This is a genomic window from Blastococcus sp. TF02-8 (assembly GCF_003319175.1).
Taxonomy (GTDB): domain Bacteria; phylum Actinomycetota; class Actinomycetes; order Mycobacteriales; family Geodermatophilaceae; genus Blastococcus.
Window position 1 is genome coordinate 294,360 of record NZ_QOHK01000004.1, and the last position, 22,376, is coordinate 316,735.

Here is a 22,376-nt window from a genome sequence, read left to right on the forward strand (position 1 = left end):
GGTCAGGACAGCGGGCGGATGGTTCCGACCAGGTGCTCGGTGCCGCTCTTCTGGTTGCGGACGGCGACGTCCCACCCGCCCTCGGCCTGCGCCGTGGCGAGAGTGACCGTCGAGGGGAGGAACAGCGGCTTGCGGAAGCCGACGTCCACCGTGAACGCGTCCGGCAGCCGGTTCGCCAGCGCCGCCAGCACCCGCGCCTTGACCCACATGCCGTGCGCGATCGCCCGCTTGAAGCCGAACGCCTTCGCCGTCAGCCCCGACAGGTGGATCGGGTTCACGTCGCCGGAGACCGCGGCGTACCGGCGGCCGGCGTCGTCCGGGATCCGCCAGGTGGCGACCGACCGCTCCAGGTCGCCGACGGACACGGTGACGTCGGACTCCGGCGCGCCGTCCGGCGCCTTCGCGCCGCGGGCCAGGTACGTCGAGCGCCCCCGCCAGACCTCGTCACCGCCGGCGCGCACCGAGGCGCACAGGTCGACCGTGGCGCCGCTGGGGTGGGCGGCGAACCGCTCCGCCCAGACCTCCAGGTCGAGGGTCTCGCTCGCCGCGACCGGCCGGACGACGTCGATGCGGTTGCGCACGTGCACCAGCCCGGGCAGGGCCAGCGGGAACGCGCGGTCGCTCATCAGCGCCATCTGCAGCGGGAAGGTGAGCATGTGCGGGTAGGTCGCCGGCACCGCGTCCGCCAGCGGGAACCGGCAGACCCGGGCGTACTCGGCCAGGTTCGCCGGGTCCACGGTGACGCCGGTGCGGGCCAGGTGGGTGTCGGGCAGGTCCCCGCCGCGGCCGCGCGCGGTGAGCGCGGCCTTGGCGAAAAGCGCCGCCATGTTCGGCGGAGCGTCGAGCACGGTCCGGGTCATGTCAGGCGCCCAGCATGGACTGGCCGCAGACCCGCACGGTCTGGCCGTTCACGCCCGCGCTGCCCGGCTGCGAGAGCCAGGCGATCGTCTCGGCGACGTCGACCGGCAGACCGCCCTGCTGCAGCGAGTTGATCCGGGAGCCGACCTCGCGGGTGCCGATGGGCATCTTCGCCGTCATCTCGGTGACGATGAAGCCCGGCGCGACGGCGTTGATGGTCGCGTTCCGCTCGGCGAACTGCGGGGCCCACGCACGGACCATGCCGATGACACCGGCCTTGGACGCCGCGTAGTTGGTCTGCCCGCGGTTGCCGGCGATGCCCGACTGCGAGGAGACGCAGACGACGCGGGCGCCCGGCTTCAGCACCTCGCCGTCGTCGAGCAGGGCCTGCGTGATGTCCAGCTGCGCCTGGAGGTTCACGGCCATGACCGAGTTCCAGCGGGCGGCGTCCATGTTCACCAGCAGCTTGTCGCGGGTGATCCCGGCGTTGTGCACGATGACGTCGACGCCGCCGTGCCGCTCGCGGAGGTGCTCGATGAGCCGCTGCGGCGCGTCGGAGGCGGTGATGTCGAGCTGGAACGCCGTCCCGCCGATCTCGTTCGCCACCGTCGCCAGGCTCTCCCCCGCGGCCGGGATGTCCACGGCGACGACGTGGGCGCCGTCCCGCGCCATGACCTTGGCGATGGCCGCGCCGATGCCGCGCGCGGCGCCGGTGACGACCGCGACCTTGCCGGCCAGCGGCTTCGCGGCGTCCTCGCCGGTGGGCACGTCGGCCGGGGAGACCGCGAGCAGCTGGCCGTCGACGTAGGCCGAGCGGCCGGAGAGGAAGAACTTCAGGGGGCTGGCGACCGAGGCCTCGGCCCCCTCGGGCACGTAGACCGCGTTGGCCGTCGAGCCGTTGAGGAGCTCCTTGCCGATCGAGCGGACCAGGCCGTCGATGGCCTGGCGCGCGGCGGCCTGGGCCGGGGAGTCGGCGTCCTGCGGCGGGTCGGCCAGGATCAGCACCCGGCCGCTCGGGCGCAGCCGCTTGATCGCCGGGGCGAGGAAGTCGTGCGCGCTGGCCAGGTCGGCCGGCGTGGTCAGGCCGGTGGCGTCGAGGACGACGGCGCCGAGCTTCTCGCCGTCGTTCGAGCCGTCGGCGGCCACCGGCGACAGCACGGTCACGTCGGCGTCGCGGAGGACCGCGGCCACGGTGTCGCGCAGCCGCCCCTGCCCGGCCGAGCCGATGATCACCGGGCCCGGGAGGAGGGGCTCCCCGGGCTCGTAGCGGCGCAGCACCGCCGGGCGCGGGAGGCCCAGCTGCTTGGTGAGCGTGGTGCCGAAGCCGGAGTTCGCGAAGTTCGTGTACCAGTCAGCCACTGGAGGTCTCTTCCTTCCGAGGTGGGCGTTTCGTGCACTGAGTGCCCCTCGCCAGTCCGGGTGGGACGGGCAAAAAGTGCACGAAACGCCCGGGGTGGGTCAGGACTCGAGGATGGCGACGACGCCCTGGCCGCCGGCGGCGCAGATCGAGATCAGACCGCGCTTGCCGGGGCCGGCCGCGTGCAGCGTCTTGGCCAGCGAGGCGACGATCCGCCCACCGGTCGCGGCGAACGGGTGACCGGCGGCCAGCGAGGAGCCGTGCACGTTGAGCTTGGACCGGTCGATCGAGCCCAGCGGCGCGTCGAGGCCCAGCTTCTCCTTGCAGTACGCCGGGTCCTCCCAGGCCTTCATCGTCGCGAGGACCGTGGAGGCGAACGCCTCGTGGATCTCGTAGAAGTCGAAGTCCTGCAGGGTGAGGCCGTTGCGGGCGAGCATCTTCGGCACCGCGTAGACCGGGGCCATGAGCAGGCCCTCGCCGCCGTGCACGTAGTCCACCGCCGCGGTCTGCGCGTCGACCAGGTGGGCGAGCACCGGCAGGCCCTGCTCTTCGGCCCACTCGTCGCTGGCCAGCAGCACCGCCGACGCCCCGTCGGTCAGCGGGGTCGAGTTGCCGGCCGTCATCGTGGCCTCGGCGCCCTCGGGCAGGGCGCGCCCGAAGACCGGCTTGAGCTTGGCCAGCTTCTCCGCCGAGGAGTCCGGCCGGAGGTTCTGGTCGCGGGTCAGGCCGAGGAACGGCGTCACCAGGTCGTCGAAGAAGCCCTGGTCGTAGGCGGCGGCCATGAACTGGTGCGAGCGGACGGTGAGCTCGTCCTGCTCCTCGCGGCCGATCTCCCACTCGTGCGCCGTGAGCTGCGCGTGCTCGCCCATGGCCAGGCCGGTGCGCGGCTCGGCGTTGCGCGGGATCTCCGGCGCGATCATGCCGGGACGGATCTTCGCGATCGCCTTGAGCCGGTCCTGCAGCGTCTTGGCGCTGTTGAGCGAGATGAGGATGCGGCGCAGGTCGTCGCCCACGGCCAGCGGGGCGTCGGAGGTGGTGTCGACGCCGCCGGCGATGCCGGACTCGATCTGCCCGAGGGCGATCTTGTTGGCGACCAGGATCGCCGCCTCGAGGCCGGTGCCGCACGCCTGCTGGACGTCGTAGGCCGGCGTGGCCGGGTCGAGCTTGGAGCCCAGCACCGACTCGCGGGTCAGGTTGAAGTCGCGGGCGTGCTTGAGCACGGCGCCCGCCACGACCTCGCCGACCTGCTTGCCCTGGAGGCCGAACCGCGCGACGAGCCCGTCGATGGTCGCGGTCAGCATGTCCTGGTTGGACGCCTGGGCGTAGGTCGAGTTGGACCGCGCGAACGGGATGCGGTTCCCGCCGACGATGGCGGCCTTGCGGGTCGCCGGCTTCGAGTTGCTCGCCATGGGGACCTCCGGGGTAGGTGGAGTTGTCGGTACCGAGGGTACGCGGTACCTTGTGTCACATGAAAGCCGAGGCGGTGAGACGTCCGTCGCAGGTCGGAGCCCCGCACGACAAGATCGCGCAGGAACGGCACCGGCGCGACTCGAAGGCGCCCGGTACCCGCGATCGGCGGAACTCACGCTGGGACGAGCACCGCCGTGCGCGGCGCGAGCAGCTGGTCAACGCCGCGCTGTCCGCCGTCGGCCGGCACGGCTCCGGCGTCGGCATGGAGGAGATCGCCGCCGAGGCGGGCACCAGCAAGACCGTCGTCTACCGGCACTTCGCCGACCGGTCGGCCCTGCACGACGCCGTCTGCAGCCGGGTCGCAGCAGGGCTCCTGCCCCGCCTGCAGGACGCCATGGCCGGCAACGACGACCCCCGGCAGATGACCGCCGCGGCGATCGACACCTACCTGGCCTTCCTGGAGGCCGATCCCGAGGTCTACCGCTTCGTCGTCACCCCGCAGCCCGGCGGCGACACCGTCGACCCCGTGGCGACCCTGGCCGACCTCGTCGGCGACCAGGCCGCCTCGCTCATGGCGGTCGCCCTCGCACGTGCCGGCCGCGATCCCGCGGCCGCCGGCGCCTGGGGTCACGGCCTCGTCGGCCTGGTCCGCTCCGCCGCCGACTGGTGGCTTCGCTCCGGGCGCCTCATGCTCCGCACCGAGCTCGCCGCACACCTGACCGATCTCGCCTGGGCCGGAGTGTCCGGCGTCGTGACCCAGCCACCCCACAGCGGGGCCCCCCGCAACGAGGAGGAACAGTGACCAGCACCCTGCCAGCGTCGGTCGACCCGAAGGTCCTCCAGGAGGCGCTCGACGGCCGGTGGGCACACGTCCGCCGGGACGCCCGCGAAAACCTCGGCGACCAGGACTTCCTGCCGGTCTACGGCGAGTCCATGGCCGAGGCCCGTGAGCGCGTCACCCGGGCGGCCAAGGCACTGGCCGACTCCGGCCGCGTCGGCTTCGGCTTCCCCAAGGAGTACGGCGGCGAGGCCGACTCCGGCGCCTCGGTGACCTCCATCGAGATGCTCGCCTTCGCCGACCTCTCGCTCATGGTCAAGGCCGGCGTGCAGTGGGGCCTGTTCGGGGGCGCGCTGGAGCTCCTCGGCACGCGCAAGCACCACGACCAGTACCTGCGCGACGTCATGACCTTCGACCTGCCCGGCTGCTTCGCCATGACCGAGACCGGTCACGGCTCCGACGTCCAGCAGCTGCGGACGACGTGCACCTACGACCCGGAGACGCAGACGTTCGACCTGAACACCCCGCACCAGGCCGCGCGCAAGGACTACATCGGCAACGCGGCCAAGGACGGGCGGATGGCCGTCGTCTTCGCCCAGCTGGTCACCCAGGGCAAGAACCACGGCGTGCACGCCTGGCTCGTGCCGATCCGCGACGAGCAGGGCAACGCGCTGCCCGGCGTCACCATCGGCGACGACGGCCCCAAGGCCGGCCTGATCGGCGTCGACAACGGCCGGCTCTCCTTCGACCACGTCTCCGTACCGCGCGAGATGCTGCTCGACCGCTACGGCCAGGTCGCCGAGGACGGCACCTACACCTCCAGCATCGAGAACGAGACCCGCCGCTTCTTCACGATGCTGGGCACCCTGGTGCGCGGCCGGGTGAGCGTCGGCGGCTCCGCCGGGTCGGCCACCAAGCTGGCCCTCGACATCGCCGTCCGGTACGGCGACGTGCGGCGGCAGTTCGCCGCCCCCGGCGACGACCGCGAGATCGTCATCAACGACTACCTCGTGCACCAGCGGAAGCTGCTGCCGGCGCTGGCCAAGAGCTACGCGCTGCACTTCGCGCAGGGCGAGCTCGTGTCCACCATGCACGACGTGCAGACCGCCGTGCACGTGCACGGGCAGGAGATCGACGAGCAGGCCCAGCGGGAGCTGGAGTCACGCGCCGCCGGGCTCAAGGTGGCCCAGACCGCGCACGCCACCGCGACCATCCAGATGTGCCGCGAGGCCTGCGGCGGCGCCGGCTACCTGCAGGAGAACCGGCTCCCCCACCTCAAGGCCGACACCGACGTCTTCACCACGTTCGAGGGCGACAACACCGTCCTGCTGCAGCTCGTCGCCAAGGGCCTGCTGACCGGCTACCGCGACAACTTCGGCTCGCTCGACGGCTGGGGCCGGGTCGGCTTCGTCGCCGACATGGTCCGCGAGACGGTGCTGGAGCGCACCGCCGCGCGGGCGCTGATCCAGCGGCTCGTCGACGCCGTCCCCGGCCGGGACGACGAGGTCCCGATGCTCGACCGCGGCTGGCAGCTGAAGATGTTCGAGTTCCGCGAGAAGCACTCGCTCGAGGGCGCGATCCGCCGGCTGCGGAAGAACTCGACGACCGAGGGCATGGCCCCGTTCGACATGTTCAACTCGGTGCAGGACCACGTGCTCAAGTCGGCCCAGACGCACATCGAGCGGATCGTGCTCGAGGCGTTCGTGGCCGGCGTGGACCGGGTCGACGACCCGTCCGGCAAGGAACTGCTCGACAAGCTGTGCGACCTGTACGCCCTCTCGACCATCGAGGCGGACAAGGCGTGGTTCCTCGAGCACGGCCAGCTGACGCCGGCGCGCGCGAAGACGCTCACCTCGACGGTGAACCAGCTGCTGCGCGAGCTGCGCCCGCACATGATCACGCTGGTCGACGCGTTCGCCATCCCGGCGGACTGGAAGGCCGCGGCGATCCTCGAGGAGGAAGGTGATCGCCAGGAGGCCATGGCCGCCCGCGACGCCGAGCTCCGGGTGATCAACGGCCAGGACACGCCCGACGGGACCGCCACCGACGTGGACGTGCCCCCGGGCCAGTGAAAGGACCCCGTCGCCCCCCACCTTTCGCTCCGCTCACGGCGGGACCCTGCGACGGGGCCGGTTCCAGAACGTCACCACCTGGAGAATGAGCAGCCGTGGAGATCCTCGCGGCGGCCGAAGCGCTGCACGTGCCGGCTGCCGTCGACCTCGCGGCGATCGTGATCGGCGCCCTCACGGGCGGTCTGCTGGCCGCCCGCGAGGGCTTCGCCGTCTCCGGGGTGCTGCTCCTGGCGGTCTGCGGCGGGCTCGGTGGCGGGCTGATCCGCGACGTCCTGCTCGCCGAGGGTCCGCCGGTGGCGCTGACCAACCAGGCCTACCTGCCGACGGTCGCGATCACCGCGATGATCACCTTCTACTTCTCCGGCTGGCTCTCCCGCCTCACCGGGCTGCTCGTCGTCCTGGACGCCGTCACGCTCGGGTTCTTCACCGTCATCGGTGCCCAGAAGGCCCAGCTGGCCGAGCTGCCCAGCGCCTCGGTCGTCTTCGTCGGAACCGCGACTGCCATCGGCGGCGCGATCTTCCGCGACGTCCTGCTCGCCCAGCGCGCGGAGATCGTGCAGCCCGGCCCGTACAACGCCGTCGCCGCGCTGATCGGGGCCACCGCGCTCACCCTGCTCGCCGGCCCGCTCGACCTCGGCCCGCTCCCGGTGGCCGGCCTGGTCATCACGCTCGTGGCGGTGCTGCGGGTGCTGTCGGTGTGGCGCGGCTGGGAGGCGCCGGTCGCGGTCGACCTGCCCCAGCGCGCCCGCGGGCGCCTCGACCGACGTCGGCGCGGCTGACCTCAGGCCTCGGGGCGCAGGCGGACGGCGAGGACGGCGACGTCGTCCTCCGCGCCGGGCAGGAACATCTGGTCCAGCACCCGGTCGCAGAGCTCGTCCAGCGGCAGCCCGGCGCACTCGCCGAGCACCTGGAGCAGCTGCTCGGTCCCGGCGTCGATGTCGCGGTCCCGGCGCTCCACCAGCCCGTCGGTGTAGAGCAGCACGGTCGAGCCCGGCGCCAGCACCGCGACGTGGTCCTCGCGCACCGTCTCCGGCGCCACGCCCAGCAGCAGGTCTGCCTGCTTGCCGTCCAGCAGCACCACGCTGCCGTCGGAGGCGAGCAGCACCGGCGGCGGGTGCCCGGCGTTCGCCCAGCGCAGCCGCATCCGCCCGGCGTCGTCCTCCGGGTCGGGCTCCAGGTGGGCCACCAGCGCGGTGGCCATCGTGTCCAGCGCCAGCCCCTGCACCGCCCGGTCGAGCTCGGACAGGACCTCGGCCGGGGAGCCCCCGCTGGAGTAGCTGATGCCGCGCAGCAGGCCGCGCACCTGGCCCATCGCCGCGGCGGCACGGGTGTCGTGCCCGACGACGTCGCCGATGGCCAGCGCCGTCGCGCCGTCCCGCTGCAGGAACGCGTCGTACCAGTCGCCACCGATCTCGGCACCCTCGGCGGCCGGCACGTACCGGACGACGATCTCGCAGTGCTCCGGCTGCGGCGGATCGGTCAGCATGCTGCGCTGCAGTGCGTCCGCGAGATCGCGCTGCTGGCTGTACAACCGCGCCTGGTGCAGGGCCAGCCCGGCACGACGGCCGATCTCGACGGCGGTGTCCACCTCAGCCTGCCCCAGCGCCTGCCGGCCCTCGCGGGTGAACAGGCCCATCGCCCCCAGCGCCTGACCGCGCGACATCAGCGGGACCACGACGCAGGAGCCGGCGCCCAGGCGGGCGAACCGCTCCCGCGCCGCCGGGTCGGGCAGCGCCTGCGTCACGTGGTCCCAGTCGATCTGCGGCATGAGCACCGGGCGACCGGTCTCGGTGACGGTGCGGGCCGCGGCCTCGTCGGTCATCACGGAGAGCATCAACCGCGCGTACTCCTCGACCTCCGCGCGGCGCTCCGGGTCGCGGTGGCCGGTGGCGACGTCGTGCAGCCGCCCCTGCTCGTCGGTGACGACGATCCAGCACCAGTCACCCAGGTCGGGCACCACCAGGGAGGCCAGCTGCTCGATCTGCTGGTCGATCTCCAGCGTCCCGGAGAGCACCCGCCCCGCCTCGGCGAGCAGGCGCAGCCGCTGGTTGGCCTCCGACATGGCGGCGACGGCGGCGTCGCGCTGGCTGTCGGCCCGGAGGCGGGAGACGGTCAGGGCGATCTGCGCGGCCAGCGCCTCGAGCACCTCGACGTCGTCGCCGACGAACTCGTGCTCCACGGTCCAGACGGCGAGGAACGTGCCGAGCACCCGGCCCTCGACGCGCAGCGGCACCGCGGCGACCGCGCGCAGCCCCAGCAGCTCGACCACGGGCTGCAGGGCGGGGAAACGCGCCACCGCTGCCGGCATGTCGCTCAGCAGCAGGCGGCGTCCGTGCAGGGCGACGTGCTGCGCGGGGAGGGCGTCGTCCAGCGGCAGGACCACGCCGTCGCCCAGGCCGGGCAGCCCGCCGCGCACGCGGGCGAGCAGGTTCTCGGTCATGTGCAGGCGCAGCGGGCCGCCCGGCGAGTCGAAGATGGCCAGCCCGCTGGACTGGGCGCCGATCACCTGGGCGCCGCGCAGCACGACCTCGGCGAGGTCCTGCATGCGCGCGGCGTTGGCCAGCTCCGCGGCCACCTCGGCGATCGCGGCCGCCCGCTGGACGGCGGTGAGCCGCTGCTCGGCCTGGCCGCGGGCCTCGGTGATGTCCAGCGCCGTGCCGAGCACCCGCGCCGGCGCCCCGCTGGCGTCGGCCACCACGCGGCCGCGGGCCAGCACCCAGCGGACGACGCCGTCCTCGCGCAGCGCGCGGAACTCCACGCTGTAGTCGGCGCGCTCCTCGACCGCGAGCCGCATCGCCTCCGCGATGGCCGCGTGGTCGTCGGGGTGGACGTGGGAGCCGAGGACGTCGTCGAGGGAGTTGAGGTCGACGGCGGAGTCCAGCCCGAAGATCGCCGCGCAGCGGTCGTCCCAGTGGATGGTCTCGGTGCGCAGGTCGCGCTCCCAGATGCCGACCGAGCTGGCCTCCAGGGCCACCTCGAGCCAGGCGCGGGAGGTGCCGACGGCCGACTGGGCGGCGGAGAGCTCCAGCTCGGCGACGACGGAGGCCGCCAGCTGCTCGAGCAACTGGGTCGCGTCGCTGGTCCAGTCCCGCGGCGCCGGGTCGTACACCGCGAGCGCGCCCACGACCTGGCCGGACGCCGCGACGAGCGGCGCACCGAGGTAGGAGAGCACCTCGCCCGAGGTGACGGCGGGCAGCTCCCCGACACGCGCGTCGTCCCGTGCCGAGGGGATCACCAGCGGCGCTCGCTGGCGCACCGTGATCGCCGACAACGCGCCGGTGAGCAGCGCCGGGCCGCCCACGACACCGGCCGGCAGCCCGTACCCGCCGACGACGACGTCGTGGTCGGTGAACAGCGTGACCTTCGCGTGCCCGACCCCCAGCACGCGGGCGGTCAGCGCGGAGAGCCGGTCGAACGCGGCCGGGCCGGGGACCTCCAGGAGCAGCCGGCGGGCGGCCGCGATGCGGAGCGGATCGGTCAGCGGATCGGCGGGCGCGTGGTCGGACGTGGACATCGCGCTCCCTCCGCCGATTCGCGACCGGCCGGGTGCCGTCGCAGGCACATGCTTCCACGCGCGCCCTCGCGGCCGGGGATCGGCGGGGCCGCAGCAGCGTGCCCCGGGAGGGTGAGAGCCGGGAAATGGGTCAAGGAACCAGCGCCGCGGACCGATGCACTCACCATGATCGGCACGCGGGAGACCCGCCTCCCCGACTGCCGACCACTGCTGGCCGGTCCCGACGACCTGTCACTGGTCTTCCAGCCGATCGTCGACCTGGCCGCCGCCGCCGTGGCCGGGTACGAGGCGCTGGCGCGGTTCCCCGGCGCCGCGGGCCCCGACGTCTGGTTCGCCGCGGCCGCCGAGGCAGGCATCGCGCCCGAGCTCGAGGCGCTGGCCATCCACAAGGCGCTGGCCGCCGTCGACGGGCTGCCCCCCAACACCTTCCTGACCGTCAACGTCAGCCCGCACCTGCTCGGCACCGTCCCCGTGCAGCGCGCTCTCGCCTCCCGCGACGATCTGCACCGCGTCGTCGTCGAGCTCACCGAGCACACGCCGGTCGACGACCAGACCTACCTGCGCCGGCAGACGGAGGCACTGCGCGAGCGCGGCGCGCTCATCGCGCTCGACGACACCGGCAGCGGCTACTCCGGGCTGCAGCAGATGGCCTCCGTGCGCCCCCAGATGGTGAAGCTGGACCGCTCGCTGGTCGCCGACGTCGACACCGACCCGGTGCGGATGGCGCTGGCCGAGATGGTCGGCGAGTTCGCCGGCAAGATCGACGCCTGGCTGCTGGCCGAGGGCATCGAGACCCCCGCCGAGCTGGCCGCCTTCAGCCGACTCGGCGTCCCGCTGGCACAGGGGTGGCTGCTCGGCCGGCCCGCCCCCGAGTTCCTGCCCCTGGCCCCCGAGGTGGAGCAGCTGGTGCGCACCCAGGTCGCGCGCGCCCGGCTCACCGACAGCGTGGCCAGCCTGCTGCGCCCGGTGCGCCAGTGCGTGCTCGGCGAGGAGGCCCCCGACGTTCCCCCGGTGGTGCTCGTCGGCCCGCACGGCGAGCCCGCGGCCCTGCTGCTGAGCGACCCCCGGACGCTGGAGGTCTACCAGGCCCCCGTGTCGCTGCGGGTCCACCCCTCCACCGACATCTGCGACGCGCTGCAGCGGGCCCTCACCCGCCCTCCGGCGCAGCGATTCGACCCCGTGGTGTGCACCGACCCCACCGGCCACGTGCTCGGGCTGCTGCGCCTCGAGGACCTCGCCGCGGCGGCACGTCGCCCCCGCTGACCCAGACCCCCGGCCGCCGCCTGGCGGTCCGGCGCCGACGCACCACCGACAAGGAGTCCATCCCATGAAGCGCTTCGCCTGCGGCGACATCATCCCCGGCTGCGACGCCACGTTCACCGCCGCCGACGAGGACGGCATCTTCGCGCAGGCCGCGCCGCACGCGGCCGCAGAGCACGGCATCACGGCCGACCAGATCACCCCGGAGCTCCTGGACCGCTTCCGCGCGGCCATGACCACCATCTGACGTCTCGACGGCCCGTCGGGGGGTGGTGGCCTGCTGGCCACCACCCCCCGACCTGTTTCCGCTGGTCGGGTGCGGGGTGCCGCGGGGCCGCGCGGGGTGGGACGGGTGTGACCTCCCGGGCCTCCTGGGCCGGTTCCCGGCACCCCCCGCTGGTCTTTTGTCCGGGCGACATGGCAGCGTTCCTCCCGATCCGGCTCCCTTCCGGGGGTCGGGCGCCCGATCGCGGTGCGCTACCGCGCGCCGACCCGGGCCCTCTCCGACGCCCCGCGCGCCGGAGGGAACGAGCCGGCTGAGTGCCGAACCCATGGCACCGCCACCGCCTACGAGAGGAAGCACATGAACAAGGCCGAACTGGTCTCCGCCATCGCCAAGCGCGCCGATGTCCCCGCCTCGACCGTGGACTCCGTCCTCGCCGGGCTGCAGGACGAGCTCGTCGACGCCATCACCCGCGGCGAGAAGGTCGCCGTCTCCGGCCTCCTGACCGTCGAGCGCACCCAGCGCTCCGCGCGCACCGGCCGCAACCCGCAGACCGGCGAGTCGATCGACATCCCGGCCGCCAACACCGTCAAGGTGACCGCGGGCTCCAACCTGAAGAAGGCCGCGAGCTCCGTCCCGGTCTGATCGGCGCCGCGCCGGTAGGCAGTCGTCGACCGGCACCTCGCACCGAACCGCCTCCGCCGCCGGCGGACGCCGAGACCCCTGTGCCCCGGCTCACAACGAGGTGAGCCAGGATGCCGGTCGAGGCGTCGTCCGGCGGCGGACGGCGTTCCGGGACCTGGAGGTGCGCGTGGAGCTTCGAGTGGACACCGATCCGGCCGAGGTGGGCATGGATGCCGGCCGGCTGGCCCGGATCGACCGGCGCCTGGCCCGGTACGTCGACGAGGGGCAGCTCCCCGGGTTCCTCGTCACCGTGGCGCGGCACGGGAAGCTCGTGCACGTCGGCTCCGGCGGCTCCCGCGACGTCGAGAACGGCCGGCCGGTCGAGCTCGACACCCGCTGGCGGATCTACTCGATGACCAAGCCGGTCACCTCGGTCGCGGCGATGATGCTGTACGAGGAGGGCGCCTTCCAGCTCACCGACCCGATCTCCACCTGGCTGCCGGAGTTCGCCGAGACCCGCGTGTACGTGGCCGGGTCGGCGATGAAGCCGGTGACCGCGCCGCAGACCGAGCCGATCCGCGTGTGGCACCTGCTCACCCACACCTCCGGGCTCACGTACGGCTTCCACCACGCCCACCCGGTGGACGCGATGTACCGGGCGATGGGCCACGAGTGGGGCACGCCGCCGGGCGCCGACTCTGCGGAGGTCTGCCGGCAGTGGGCGTCGGTGCCGCTGGTCTTCCAGCCGGGCAGCGAGTGGAACTACGGGGTCTCCACCGATGTCCTGGGCCGGTTGGTCGAGGTGATCTCGGGGCAGCCGCTGGACGAGTTCTTCGCCGAGCGCATCTTCGCGCCGCTCGGCATGACCGACACGTCCTTCGGCCTGCGCCCGGAGGACGACGTCGACTCGCTGGCCCGGCTCTACGCCGCCGTGCCGGGGAAGCCCGGCGGCGCCCCGACCGGCTTCGCGCTCCTGGACGCGATGGGGCAGGCGGCGCACACCAAGCCGGCGTTCCTCTCCAGCGGAGGAGGACTCGTCTCCACCGCCGCCGACTACCTGCGCTTCGCGGAGATGCTGCGCCGCGGCGGGTCCTTCGACGGCGGCCGGCTGCTCGGCCCCCGCACGCTCGCCCACATGGTGCGCAACCACATCCCCGGAAACCAGGACCTGGAGACCTTCGGCCGGCCGCTGTTCGCCGAGACGCCCCTGCGCGGGGTGGGCTTCGGCCTCGGGTTCTCCATGGTGCTGGACCCGGCCCACTACGGCGTCGTCGCCAGCGTCGGCGACTACGGCTGGGGCGGCGCGGCGTCGACGGCGTTCTACGTGGACCCGGTCGAGGACCTGACGGTCACCTTCTACACGCAGCTGCTGCCCTCGAGCACGCTGCCGGTGCGCAACTACCTGCGCCAGCTGGTGAACCAGGCGATCGCCGACTGATGGCCGCGTTGATGATCAGGTGACCTGGTCATCACGGGTCCTCCCTCGCGGTCGACCGTGAGGGAGGACCCAGAACGATCAGGTCACCTGATCATCCGTGGCCCTACAGGTAGCGGCGGTAGACGACGGTGGCGACCATCGCCGGCTTGCTGCCGCCCTCGATCTCCACGGTCACGGTGAGGCTCATCTGGACGCCCCCCTCGAACGGGGTCGCGGCCTCCATCGTGGCGCCGGCGCGCACCCGCGCGCCCACGGGCACCGGCGAGGGGAAACGCACCTTCTCCGTGCCGTAGTTGACGCCCATGCGGAAACCGCTGATCTCCACGATCTGCGGCACCAGCGAGGGAAGCAGCGACAGCGTCAGGTAGCCGTGGGCGATGGGGCCGCCGAACGGGCTCTCCTTCTTCGCGCGCTCGGGGTCGACGTGGATCCACTGGTGGTCACCGGTCGCCTCGGCGAACTGGTTCACCTGCTCCTGGGTGACCTCCACCCAGTCGCTGTAGCCCAGGTGCTTGCCCACCAGGCCCTGGACCCCCTCGACGCCCGCGGCCGTCGTCTGCGCCATCAGCTCTGCCTCCTCGTGCACGGTCTGGTTGGCTGACTCCACCACACAACACGATGGGACGGGGAGCGGGTTGCTGCGACTGGGGGCTCTCGACGTGCCCGACGGCCGGTTCGTGGTGATGGCGATCGTGAACCGGACGCCGGACTCGTTCTACGACCGCGGCGCCACCTACGAGCTGGCCGCGGCAGTCGAGCGGGTGGACCAGGTGGTCGCCGAGGGCGCCGACATGGTCGACGTCGGCGGCGTGAAGGCCGCGCCCGGCGAGGAGGTCTCCCCCGCCGAGGAGATCCGTCGCACCGCCGACCTGGTGGCCGCGATCCGTGCCGCGCACCCGACGCTGCCGATCTCGATCGACACCTGGCGGGCGTCCGTCGCGCGCGAGGTGCTCGCTGCCGGCGCGGACATCGTCAACGACGCCTGGGGCGGGGTGGACCCGGAGCTCGCCGCGGTCGCCGCCGAGGCCGGCGCGGGCATCGTCTGCACGCACGCCGGCGGGCTGCCGCCCCGCACGCGGCCGCACCGGGTGACCTACGACGACGTCGTCGCCGACATCGTGGCCCGGACGACGGCGCTGGCCGAGGCGGCTGTGGCGGCGGGCGTGGACCGCGAGCGGGTGATGGTCGACCCGGGCCACGACTTCGGCAAGAACACCCGGCACTCGCTGGAGGCCACCCGGCGCATCGGCGAGCTGGTCGGTACGGGCTGGCCGGTGCTCATGGCGCTGTCGAACAAGGACTTCGTCGGCGAGACCCTCGACGTCCCGCTGGAGGGGCGGCTCACCGGCACCCTGGCGGCGACGGCGGTGAGCGCCTGGCTCGGCGCGCGGGTGTTCCGGGTGCACGACGTCGCCGCGACCCGGCAGACGCTGGACATGGTCGCCTCGATCCAGGGCACCCGCCCGCCTGCGCGCACGGTCCGCGGCCTCGCGTAGCGCCCGTGATGATCAGGTGACCTGATCAACACGGGTCCTACCTCGTGGTCGACCGTGAGGGAGGACCCGGAACGGTGAGGGAGGACGTCGCCGACGCCGGCCCGGCGCCCCGCTAACGTCCGAGCATGGCCGCCACCGGGTTCCACACCGCCGACGAGCTCAACGACCTCCTCCCGGGCACGTTCCCCGGCGTGCTCGGCATCGTCGTCGACACCCACGAGCCGGGACTGCTCACCAGCCACCTCGACATCCGCCCGGAGCTGCTGGCCCCCAACGGCTACCTGCACGCCGGCACGGTGGTCACCCTGGCCGACACGAGCTGCGGCCTGCCCACCCGAGCGCTGCTGCCGGAGGGCTCCAGCGGCTTCACCACGATCGAGCTGAAGAGCAACCACCTGGGCACCGCGCGCGAGGGCCGGATCGCCTGCACCGCGACCAACGTGCACGCCGGGCGCACGACCCAGGTGTGGGACGCCGTGGTCAGCAACGCCGAGAGCGGGAAGACCATCGCACTGTTCCGCTGCACCCAGTCGGTGCTCTGGCCCCGCTGAACCGGGCGAACCCCCTTGTGAGCGGGGCCACGGTGGATGTGAGACTACGGCCACACACCCGTTCCGAGGAGGTCCCACCCGTGGCGCTGGCCAGCCGTTATCCCGACGTCGAGATCCCGAACCTCTCGGTCCCGGAGTTCGTCCTCGCCGCCGGCAAGGACCGCCCCGACGCGCCCGCGCTGATCGACGGCATCAAGGGCGATGTGATCACCCACGGCCAGCTCGCCCAGTACGTCGACCGGGTGGCGGCCAACCTGCACGCCCGCGGCCTGCGCAAGGGCGACGTCGTCGCCGTGTTCTGCCCGAACACCCCGTGGTTCCCGGTCGTCTTCCACGGCATCGCCGCCGCCGGCTGCGTGATGAGCCCGATCAACTCGCTCTACACGCCCGACGAGATCGCGTTCCAGCTCAAGGACTCGGGCGCGAAGATGCTCATCACCATCTCGCTGTTCATGGACCGTGCGCAGGCCGCCGTGGAGAAGACGCCGGTCGACGAGGTCATCGTGCTCGACGGCTTCGAGGGCAAGGCGAACCTGTTCGACCTGCTGGGCGCCGACGCCCCCAGCGTGCAGGTCGACATCGACCCGGCCAACGACCTGGTCACGCTGCCCTACTCCAGCGGCACGACCGGGCTGCCCAAGGGCGTCATGCTCACCCACCGCAACCTGGTGGCCAACGTGGCACAGTGCCGCCCGCTGATCCAGCTCGGCGAGGACGAGCGGATCATCGCCGTCCTGCCGTTCTTCCACATCTACGGCCTGACCGTGCTGATGAACCAGGGCCTGGCCTGGGGCGGCGCCGTCGTCACCCTGCCGCGCTTCGAGCTCGAGGACTTCCTCCGCGCGATCCAGGACCACAAGATCACCCGCGCGTTCGTCGCGCCGCCCATCCTGCTGGCCCTGGCCAAGCACCCGCTGGTCGACCAGTTCGACCTGTCGTCGCTGACCTCGATCCTGTCGGGCGCCGCCCCGCTCGACGAACAGCTGGCCCTGGCTGCCCAGGACCGGCTCCGCAAGGGCAACCCGGACGGCGTCAGCGTCGCGCAGGGCTACGGCATGACCGAGCTCTCGCCGGTCTCGCACACGACGCCGGACGTCGGCTGCGAGCCCGAGGGGGCCGGTCAGCCGCCGAAGGGATCGGTCGGCTACGCGGTGCCCAACACCGAGTGCCGCCTGATCGACCCCTCCACCGGGGAGGACGCCGCCACCGGTGAGTCCGGTGAGCTCTGGGTCCGCGGGCCGCAGGTCATGAAGGGCTACCTGAACAACGAGGAGGCCACCCGGGGCACGGTGGACGCCGAGGGTTGGCTGCACACCGGCGACGTCGCGATCGTGGACGAGAACGGCGCCTACACCGTCGTCGACCGCGTCAAGGAGCTGATCAAGTACAAGGGCTACCAGGTGGCCCCCGCGGAGCTCGAGGCCGTGCTGATCAACCACCCGGAGATCGCCGACGCCGCGGTCATCGGCGTCCCGGACAAGGAGAGCGGCGAGGAGCTGCCCAAGGCGTTCGTGGTCCGCGCGCCGGGCTCGGAGCTCACCGAGGACGACGTGAAGGCGTACATGAGCGAGAAGGTCGCGCCGCACAAGAAGATCCGCTTCGTCGAGTTCATCGAGCAGGTCCCGAAGTCGGCCGCCGGCAAGATCCTGCGCAAGGACCTCAAGGCCCGCTGACCAAGGACCCCACCGTTCGCCCGCTCACGGCAGGCCCCGCGCCCGGGGCCCGCCGTGGGCGGGCGGTGAGGAGCGGACGGTCGCCTTAGGGTCGTGGGCATGCGTGCCGTGACGATCTCCGAGCCCGGTGGACCCGAGGCCCTGACCTGGGGCGAGGCCCCCGACCCGGTCTGCGGGCCCGGTGAGGTGATCGTCGACGTCGTCGCGACGGCGGTGAACCGCGCCGACCTGCTCCAGCGCCAGGGCTTCTACCCGCCCCCGAAGGGCGCCAGCGAGATCCTCGGCCTGGAGTGCAGCGGCATCGTCAGCGAGGTCGGCGAGGGCGTCACCGGCTGGTCGGTCGGCGACGAGGTGTGCGCGCTGCTGTCCGGCGGCGGCTACGCCGAACGGGTCGCCGTCCCCGCCGGGCAGCTGCTGCCGAAGCCGGCCGGGGTGGAGCTGGCCACCGCCGCCGCGTTGCCCGAGGTGACCTGCACGGTCTGGTCCAACGTGTTCCTGCTGGCGAACCTGCAGCGCGACGAGACGTTCCTCGTCCACGGCGGCTCCAGCGGCATCGGCACGATGGCGATCCAGCTCGCGAAGCGTGCCGGCGCCCGCGTCGCCACCACCGCCGGTAGCCAGGCCAAGCTCGACTTCTGCCGCGAGCTGGGTGCCGACGTGCTGGTCAACTACCGCGACGAGGACTTCGTCGCGCGGGTGAAGGAGATCGGCGGGGCCGACGTCGTCCTGGACAACATGGGCGCCAAGTACCTGGGCCGCAACGTCGACGCCCTCACCGTCGGCGGGCGCCTGGTCGTCATCGGCATGCAGGGCGGCACCAAGGCCGAGCTGGACCTGGGCAGGCTGCTGGCCAAGCGCGCGGCGGTGCACGCGACCGCGCTCCGGTCCCGCCCCGCCACCGGCCGCGGCGGCAAGGCTGACATCGTCGCTGCGGTGACGCACGACGTGTGGCCCGACGTCGAGCGCGGCGTGATCCGGCCGATCGTGGACCGTCGGCTGCCGATGGCCCGCGCCGCGGAGGCGCACCGGGTCGTGGAGGCCAGCGAGCACATCGGCAAGGTGCTGCTGGTCAACGAGGGCTAGCGGGGGCGCAGGCTCGCGACGGCGTCGATGATCCGGCCGACCTCGTCGGCGGTGTTGTAGTGCATGAGGCCCAGCCGCACCGCTCCCCCGGCCTCGTTGACCCCCAGCGCGTCGAAGAGCTCGCGGGCGTAGTAGTCGCCGTCCCACGCGCAGATGCCGGCCCGGGCCAGCTCGGCGGCCACCTGCCGGGGTCGCATGCCGTCGACGGTGAACGACAGCGTCGGGGTGCACCGCTCCGGGCTGCCGAGCACCTGCACGTGCCGCATCACCCGCATCGCCTGGTCCAACCACTCGAACAGGTCGCTCTCGTGGCGCACGACCGCCGCCATCGAGCCGCGGAGCCGGTCGCGACGTGACCCGGTCGCCTCCCCGCACAGCGAGGCCAGGTGGTCCACCGCGGCGGTCACGCCCGCGAACAGCTCGAACGGCGGCGTACCGGTCTCGAACCGCTCCGGCACCTTGTCCGACGAGGGGACCAGCTTGTCGGGGTGCAGGTACTCCAGCAGGTCCGGGTCGGCCACGACCGCACCGACGTGCGGGCCGCACCACTTGTAGGCGGAGACGGCGATGAAGTCCGCGCCCAGGGATCGCTTGTCGAGGAACACGTGCGGGGCGGCGTGCACCGCGTCGACGTAGACCAGCGCCCCCACGGCGTGCGCCTGGGCCGCGATGCCGGCGACGTCGGGCCGGGTGCCGAGGGCGTTGCTGGCCGCGGTGACGGCGACCAGGCGGGTGCGGGAGGTGATCAGGTCGGCGTACTGCCAGGCCGGCAGCTCACCGGTCTCGATGTCCACCTCCGCCCAGCGCACCTCCGCGCCGACGGCGGCCGCCAGCTGGACCCACGGCCGGATGTTGGCGTCGTGGTCGAGCCGGCTCACCACGATCTGGTCGCCGGGCCGCCAGGTGCGGGCCAGCGCGCGGGCCAGGCCGTAGGTCAGCGTGGTCATGTTCGCGCCGAGGACCACCCCACCCGGCCGGCCGCCCACCAGGTCCGCGACGGCGGTGCGGGCGCCGGTCACCAGCGCCTCGGAGCGGCCCGAGGCGGGGAAGACCCCACCGCGGTTGGCGACGGGCATCCGCATCGCCGTCCCGACCGCGTGCGCGACCGCCTCCGGGACCAGCGAGCCCGCCGGACCGTCGGCGTGCACGTACCCGTCGGCGAGGGCGGGGAAGAGGCCGCGCACGCGCGCGACGTCCAGTCGCCCCGCCCCGTTCGACATGGGCCGCACCCTAGTTCCTGCGCCGGCCGGTCACGCGCGAAGACCGCACGTGCCGCGGCCCGCACGTCGCTGTCCCCGCCACGAGGCAGGATGGGAGGCATGACTGCACCGGAGAACGGCACCGAGCGCCCGTCCCAGGTCGTCGTGGTCGGGCCCGACGGGCGTCCCCTGGGCGCTGTTCCCCTGTCCGTGGACGAGCACGACGACGACGGCGCCGGCGGCGTGGGCGACCTGGTCGAGCAGCCGGCCAAGGTGATGCGGATCGGCACGATGATCAAGCAGCTGCTGGAGGAGGTCCGCGCCGCACCGCTGGACGACGCCAGCCGCAACAGGCTGCGTGACATCCACGCCTCGTCGATCCGCGAGCTGGAGCAGGGCCTGGCGCCCGAGCTGCGCGAGGAGCTGGCCCGGATCACGCTGCCCTTCAGCGAGGACCAGACGCCGTCGGACGCCGAGCTGCGGATCGCCCAGGCGCAGCTGGTGGGCTGGCTGGAGGGTGTCTTCCACGGCATCCAGACCGCTCTGTTCGCCCAGCAGGTGGCCGCGCGGGCGCAGCTGGAGGAGATGCGCCGCAAGGCGCTCCCCGGCGGCCAGCAGGCGGTCCCGCAGCAGGACTTCCGGCCCGGCGGCGGGCAGTACCTGTAGCGCGCGATCTCGCCGGAACCAACCGGTTCCCCTGACCGGGTGATCGATGATCATCCGCGGTCCCGCCGGGGCACGGAGCGGCCCTGCGGCCGGGACGACCGGCCCGAGCCCAGGAGGACCCGTGACCACTCAGCAGTCGAGCACCCCGTCCGTGCAGGGCGGCCAGAACGGCCTGGCCATCGCCTCGCTCGTCACCGGCATCGTCGGCGTCGTCTTCGCATTCCTGTTCGCGATCATCGGCCTCGCCCTCGGCATCGTGAGCGTCGCGCTGGGCGGGGTCGCACGGCGCAACGGCGACCGCAGCGGCCGGACCACCGCCGGGATCGCCCTGGGAGCGGTGGCCATCGTCGGGGCGATCGTCAACATGGTGGTCGCCTACAACATGCTCACCTGACCCCCCGCAGACGACGACGGCGCCGCCCCCCGGCATCGGGGGACGGCGCCGTCGCGGCACGGAGCTACCGCCTACATGCGGAAGCGGGCCACCGCGTCCTGCAGCTCACCGCTCATGCGGGCCAGCTCAGAAGCGGCGCGCTGCGCCTCCTCGACCCGCTGGTTGGTCTCCGCGGTCCCGGCGGCGAGGCCGGTGATCGCGGCGGCGATGTCCTGCGAGCCGCTGGCGGCCTCGGCCACGTTGCGGTTCATCTCGTTCGTCGTCGCCGTCTGCTCCTCGACCGCCGCGGCGATGGTCGCCTGGAAGTCGTTGATCTCGCCGATGACGGTGGAGATCCGGCTGATGGCCTCCACCGCGCCGGCCGTGTCGGCCTGGATGGCCTCCACCCGCTTGGAGATGTCCTCGGTCGCCCGGGCGGTCTCCTGCGCCAGCTCCTTGACCTCGGAGGCGACGACGGCGAAGCCCTTGCCGGCCTCGCCGGCACGCGCCGCCTCGATCGTCGCGTTCAGCGCCAGCAGGTTGGTCTGCTCGGCGATGCCGTTGATCAGCTTGATGACGGTGGCGATCTCCGCCGAGGAGTCACCGAGCTTGCCGACGGTGCGCGTCGTGTCCTCGGCGACGTCGACGGCCTGGCTGGCCACCCGGCTGGCCTCGCTGGCGTTCTGCGAGATCTCCCGGATCGCGGACTCCATCTGCGACGAACCGGTCGCGACCGTGTCCACGCTGGAGGCCACCGCACCGGCAGAGGCCACGACCTCGTCGGCCTGCCCGGCAGCCACCTGGGCGTTCTGCCGCATGCCCTCGGCCGCGCCGCTGAGCTGCTGCGAGGCGGCAGCCAGACGGGTGGACGAGTCGTTGACCAGGTTCAGCACGTTGCCGATCGCGTCGAGGGTGTGGTCCAGCGACGCGGCCATCTCCCCGAGCTCGGCGCCACCGGTCCTGCCGGCACGCACGCTCAGGTCGCCGTCGGCGACCTGCCCCAGGATCTCGCGGATCCGCTGCACCGGGCGCGTCACGCCGCGGGAGACGAGGACGGCGAGCACGACGGCGACGGCCAGGCCGACGGCCATGATCACGATGGTGAGGGTGCGCGCGGACTCGTAGGCGTCGTTCGCCTCTGCGGCGGTCGCCTGCGCGGCCTTGGTCGCGGCGTCGGTGGCCGACTGCAGCGAGTCACCGATGGTGGTCTCCAGCTGGGTCATCTGCTGGAGGACCGGCATCAGCTGGGCCGGCGGGGCCGGCGGCACCGTGCTCGTCATCTGGACCAGCTGCGCCAGCAGGCCCTGGTAGGCCTCGATGCTGGTGGCGAACTCGCCGAACGCGGCCTTCGCGTCGGGCGAGAGCTTCATCTTGCTGACCGCGGCGATGTTGTCGTTCATCGTGGCCACCATCTCGGTGGACCGCTTCTGGTTGCTCTGCCGGGTCTCGGCGGGGAGCGTCTGGATGAACGAGCGGGCGTAGAACGCCGAGAACGCCCACCAGTTGGCCTGCAGCTCGCGCAGCCCGTCCACCGGGACGGTGCCCTCCTCGTAGACGTTCTCCGCCTGGTCGCTCAGGGTCGACATCCGGTTGATGCCGAAGACACCCACCGCGACCGTGCTCAGCGCCACCACCAGGATCGCGCCGAGCAACCGGCTGCGCAGGCCGACGCCCGACAACCGGCTCGACCCGGCCCCGTCCGCGCGGTCGTCCGACCGCGCACCTGCCTCGTACGCCTGCTCCATCGACTGCCTGCTCTCCTCGGACCGGTTCCAGCTACTACCGGTACTTCTCGGCAGGC

General features: G+C 73.0%; 20 protein-coding genes. 13 read left to right on the forward strand and 7 right to left on the reverse strand.

Going from position 1 to position 22,376, the window contains the following annotated elements; all coding sequences use genetic code 11:
- Positions 1–2: 2 nt before the first annotated feature.
- From DQ237_RS10630 to DQ237_RS10640, 3 genes are all read right to left on the reverse strand, one after another.
- On the reverse strand, positions 3–860 hold the full coding sequence (locus DQ237_RS10630) for a MaoC/PaaZ C-terminal domain-containing protein (protein ID WP_113799917.1): 858 nt from the start codon (positions 858–860) through the stop codon (positions 3–5).
- 1 nt (position 861) lies between these two features.
- On the reverse strand, positions 862–2,217 hold the full coding sequence (locus DQ237_RS10635) for a 3-oxoacyl-ACP reductase (RefSeq protein WP_113799919.1): 1,356 nt from the start codon (positions 2,215–2,217) through the stop codon (positions 862–864).
- A gap of 99 nt (positions 2,218–2,316) precedes the next feature.
- Complete coding sequence (locus tag DQ237_RS10640) at positions 2,317–3,624, reverse strand: acetyl-CoA C-acetyltransferase (RefSeq protein WP_113799921.1); 1,308 nt, start codon at positions 3,622–3,624, stop codon at positions 2,317–2,319.
- A 59-nt stretch (positions 3,625–3,683) separates the two neighbouring features.
- Here DQ237_RS10640 and DQ237_RS10645 point away from each other — a divergent pair, with 59 nt between their 5' ends.
- The 3 genes from DQ237_RS10645 to DQ237_RS10655 all read left to right on the forward strand — a co-directional run bounded on the left by DQ237_RS10645 (position 3,684) and on the right by DQ237_RS10655 (position 7,254).
- Positions 3,684–4,427 carry a TetR family transcriptional regulator gene (locus DQ237_RS10645; RefSeq protein WP_113799923.1) on the forward strand — a complete coding sequence of 248 codons (744 nt, stop codon included), beginning with the start codon at positions 3,684–3,686 and terminating at the stop codon, positions 4,425–4,427.
- Complete coding sequence (locus DQ237_RS10650; protein ID WP_113799925.1) at positions 4,424–6,475, forward strand: acyl-CoA dehydrogenase; 2,052 nt, start codon at positions 4,424–4,426, stop codon at positions 6,473–6,475. Before DQ237_RS10645 ends, DQ237_RS10650 begins: the two co-directional genes overlap by 4 nt.
- A 95-nt stretch (positions 6,476–6,570) precedes the next feature.
- Positions 6,571–7,254 (forward strand): trimeric intracellular cation channel family protein, encoded by a 684-nt coding sequence (locus DQ237_RS10655; RefSeq protein ID WP_113799927.1) that lies wholly within the window; start codon positions 6,571–6,573, stop codon positions 7,252–7,254.
- Positions 7,255–7,256: 2 nt separating this feature from the next.
- On the opposite strand, the gene DQ237_RS10660 is transcribed toward DQ237_RS10655, so the two are convergent.
- The gene (locus tag DQ237_RS10660; RefSeq protein WP_113799929.1) at positions 7,257–9,989 is read right to left on the reverse strand and encodes a SpoIIE family protein phosphatase; all 2,733 of its coding nucleotides are present in this window, start codon (positions 9,987–9,989) and stop codon (positions 7,257–7,259) included.
- 165 nt (positions 9,990–10,154) lie between these two features.
- Between DQ237_RS10660 and DQ237_RS10665 the strand changes: the two genes are divergently transcribed.
- From DQ237_RS10665 to DQ237_RS10680, 4 genes are all read left to right on the forward strand, one after another.
- Positions 10,155–11,252 (forward strand): EAL domain-containing protein, encoded by a 1,098-nt coding sequence (locus tag DQ237_RS10665; protein WP_113799931.1) that lies wholly within the window; start codon positions 10,155–10,157, stop codon positions 11,250–11,252.
- 64 nt (positions 11,253–11,316) lie between these two features.
- A complete protein-coding gene (locus DQ237_RS10670; RefSeq protein WP_113799933.1) occupies positions 11,317–11,496 on the forward strand; it encodes a DUF1059 domain-containing protein in 180 nt (59 codons plus the stop codon).
- Between the two features lie 225 nt (positions 11,497–11,721).
- A complete protein-coding gene (locus DQ237_RS10675; RefSeq protein ID WP_255411539.1) occupies positions 11,722–12,117 on the forward strand; it encodes an HU family DNA-binding protein in 396 nt (131 codons plus the stop codon).
- A gap of 100 nt (positions 12,118–12,217) precedes the next feature.
- The gene (locus tag DQ237_RS10680) at positions 12,218–13,534 is read left to right on the forward strand and encodes a serine hydrolase (RefSeq protein WP_240619558.1); all 1,317 of its coding nucleotides are present in this window, start codon (positions 12,218–12,220) and stop codon (positions 13,532–13,534) included.
- Between the two features lie 103 nt (positions 13,535–13,637).
- Here DQ237_RS10680 and DQ237_RS10685 read toward each other — a convergent pair whose 3' ends face one another.
- Positions 13,638–14,141 carry a MaoC family dehydratase gene (locus DQ237_RS10685; protein WP_369832212.1) on the reverse strand — a complete coding sequence of 168 codons (504 nt, stop codon included), beginning with the start codon at positions 14,139–14,141 and terminating at the stop codon, positions 13,638–13,640.
- A gap of 28 nt (positions 14,142–14,169) precedes the next feature.
- On the opposite strand from DQ237_RS10685, the gene folP reads away from it, so the two are divergent.
- From folP to DQ237_RS10705, 4 genes are all read left to right on the forward strand, one after another.
- Positions 14,170–15,030: a dihydropteroate synthase gene (folP, locus tag DQ237_RS10690; protein WP_113799935.1), complete on the forward strand. Its 861-nt coding sequence runs from the start codon at positions 14,170–14,172 to the stop codon at positions 15,028–15,030.
- Positions 15,031–15,155: 125 nt separating this feature from the next.
- The gene (locus DQ237_RS10695; RefSeq protein ID WP_113799937.1) at positions 15,156–15,581 is read left to right on the forward strand and encodes a PaaI family thioesterase; all 426 of its coding nucleotides are present in this window, start codon (positions 15,156–15,158) and stop codon (positions 15,579–15,581) included.
- 80 nt (positions 15,582–15,661) lie between these two features.
- Positions 15,662–17,254: a 4-coumarate--CoA ligase family protein gene (locus tag DQ237_RS10700; protein ID WP_113799939.1), complete on the forward strand. Its 1,593-nt coding sequence runs from the start codon at positions 15,662–15,664 to the stop codon at positions 17,252–17,254.
- A gap of 99 nt (positions 17,255–17,353) precedes the next feature.
- Positions 17,354–18,337 carry an NAD(P)H-quinone oxidoreductase gene (locus tag DQ237_RS10705; protein ID WP_113800119.1) on the forward strand — a complete coding sequence of 328 codons (984 nt, stop codon included), beginning with the start codon at positions 17,354–17,356 and terminating at the stop codon, positions 18,335–18,337.
- Here DQ237_RS10705 and DQ237_RS10710 read toward each other — a convergent pair.
- Entirely contained in the window at positions 18,334–19,557 is a 1,224-nt protein-coding gene (locus tag DQ237_RS10710; protein WP_113799941.1) for a cysteine desulfurase-like protein, read from the reverse strand. The genes DQ237_RS10705 and DQ237_RS10710 overlap by 4 nt on opposite strands.
- A gap of 99 nt (positions 19,558–19,656) precedes the next feature.
- Here DQ237_RS10710 and DQ237_RS10715 point away from each other — a divergent pair, with 99 nt between their 5' ends.
- Positions 19,657–20,202 (forward strand): bacterial proteasome activator family protein, encoded by a 546-nt coding sequence (locus DQ237_RS10715; protein ID WP_113799943.1) that lies wholly within the window; start codon positions 19,657–19,659, stop codon positions 20,200–20,202.
- A gap of 121 nt (positions 20,203–20,323) precedes the next feature.
- Positions 20,324–20,596, forward strand: coding sequence for a DUF4190 domain-containing protein (locus DQ237_RS10720; RefSeq protein ID WP_113799945.1), 273 nt, complete (start codon positions 20,324–20,326; stop codon positions 20,594–20,596).
- A 71-nt stretch (positions 20,597–20,667) separates the two neighbouring features.
- Here DQ237_RS10720 and DQ237_RS10725 read toward each other — a convergent pair whose 3' ends face one another.
- Entirely contained in the window at positions 20,668–22,320 is a 1,653-nt protein-coding gene (locus tag DQ237_RS10725) for a methyl-accepting chemotaxis protein (protein ID WP_113799947.1), read from the reverse strand.
- Positions 22,321–22,376: the final 56 nt, after the last annotated feature.

Coding starts and splice junctions, on each gene's coding strand:
- DQ237_RS10665 (WP_113799931.1), top strand. CDS start 10,155: ATGATCGGCACGCGGGAGACCCGCCTCCCCGACTGCCGACCACTGCTG.
- DQ237_RS10695 (WP_113799937.1), top strand. CDS start 15,156: ATGGCCGCCACCGGGTTCCACACCGCCGACGAGCTCAACGACCTCCTC.
- DQ237_RS10725 (WP_113799947.1), bottom strand. CDS start 22,320: ATGGAGCAGGCGTACGAGGCAGGTGCGCGGTCGGACGACCGCGCGGAC.
- DQ237_RS10715 (WP_113799943.1), top strand. CDS start 19,657: ATGACTGCACCGGAGAACGGCACCGAGCGCCCGTCCCAGGTCGTCGTG.
- DQ237_RS10660 (WP_113799929.1), bottom strand. CDS start 9,989: ATGTCCACGTCCGACCACGCGCCCGCCGATCCGCTGACCGATCCGCTC.
- DQ237_RS10640 (WP_113799921.1), bottom strand. CDS start 3,624: ATGGCGAGCAACTCGAAGCCGGCGACCCGCAAGGCCGCCATCGTCGGC.
- DQ237_RS10630 (WP_113799917.1), bottom strand. CDS start 860: ATGACCCGGACCGTGCTCGACGCTCCGCCGAACATGGCGGCGCTTTTC.
- DQ237_RS10705 (WP_113800119.1), top strand. CDS start 17,354: ATGCGTGCCGTGACGATCTCCGAGCCCGGTGGACCCGAGGCCCTGACC.
- DQ237_RS10670 (WP_113799933.1), top strand. CDS start 11,317: ATGAAGCGCTTCGCCTGCGGCGACATCATCCCCGGCTGCGACGCCACG.
- DQ237_RS10710 (WP_113799941.1), bottom strand. CDS start 19,557: ATGTCGAACGGGGCGGGGCGACTGGACGTCGCGCGCGTGCGCGGCCTC.
- DQ237_RS10645 (WP_113799923.1), top strand. CDS start 3,684: ATGAAAGCCGAGGCGGTGAGACGTCCGTCGCAGGTCGGAGCCCCGCAC.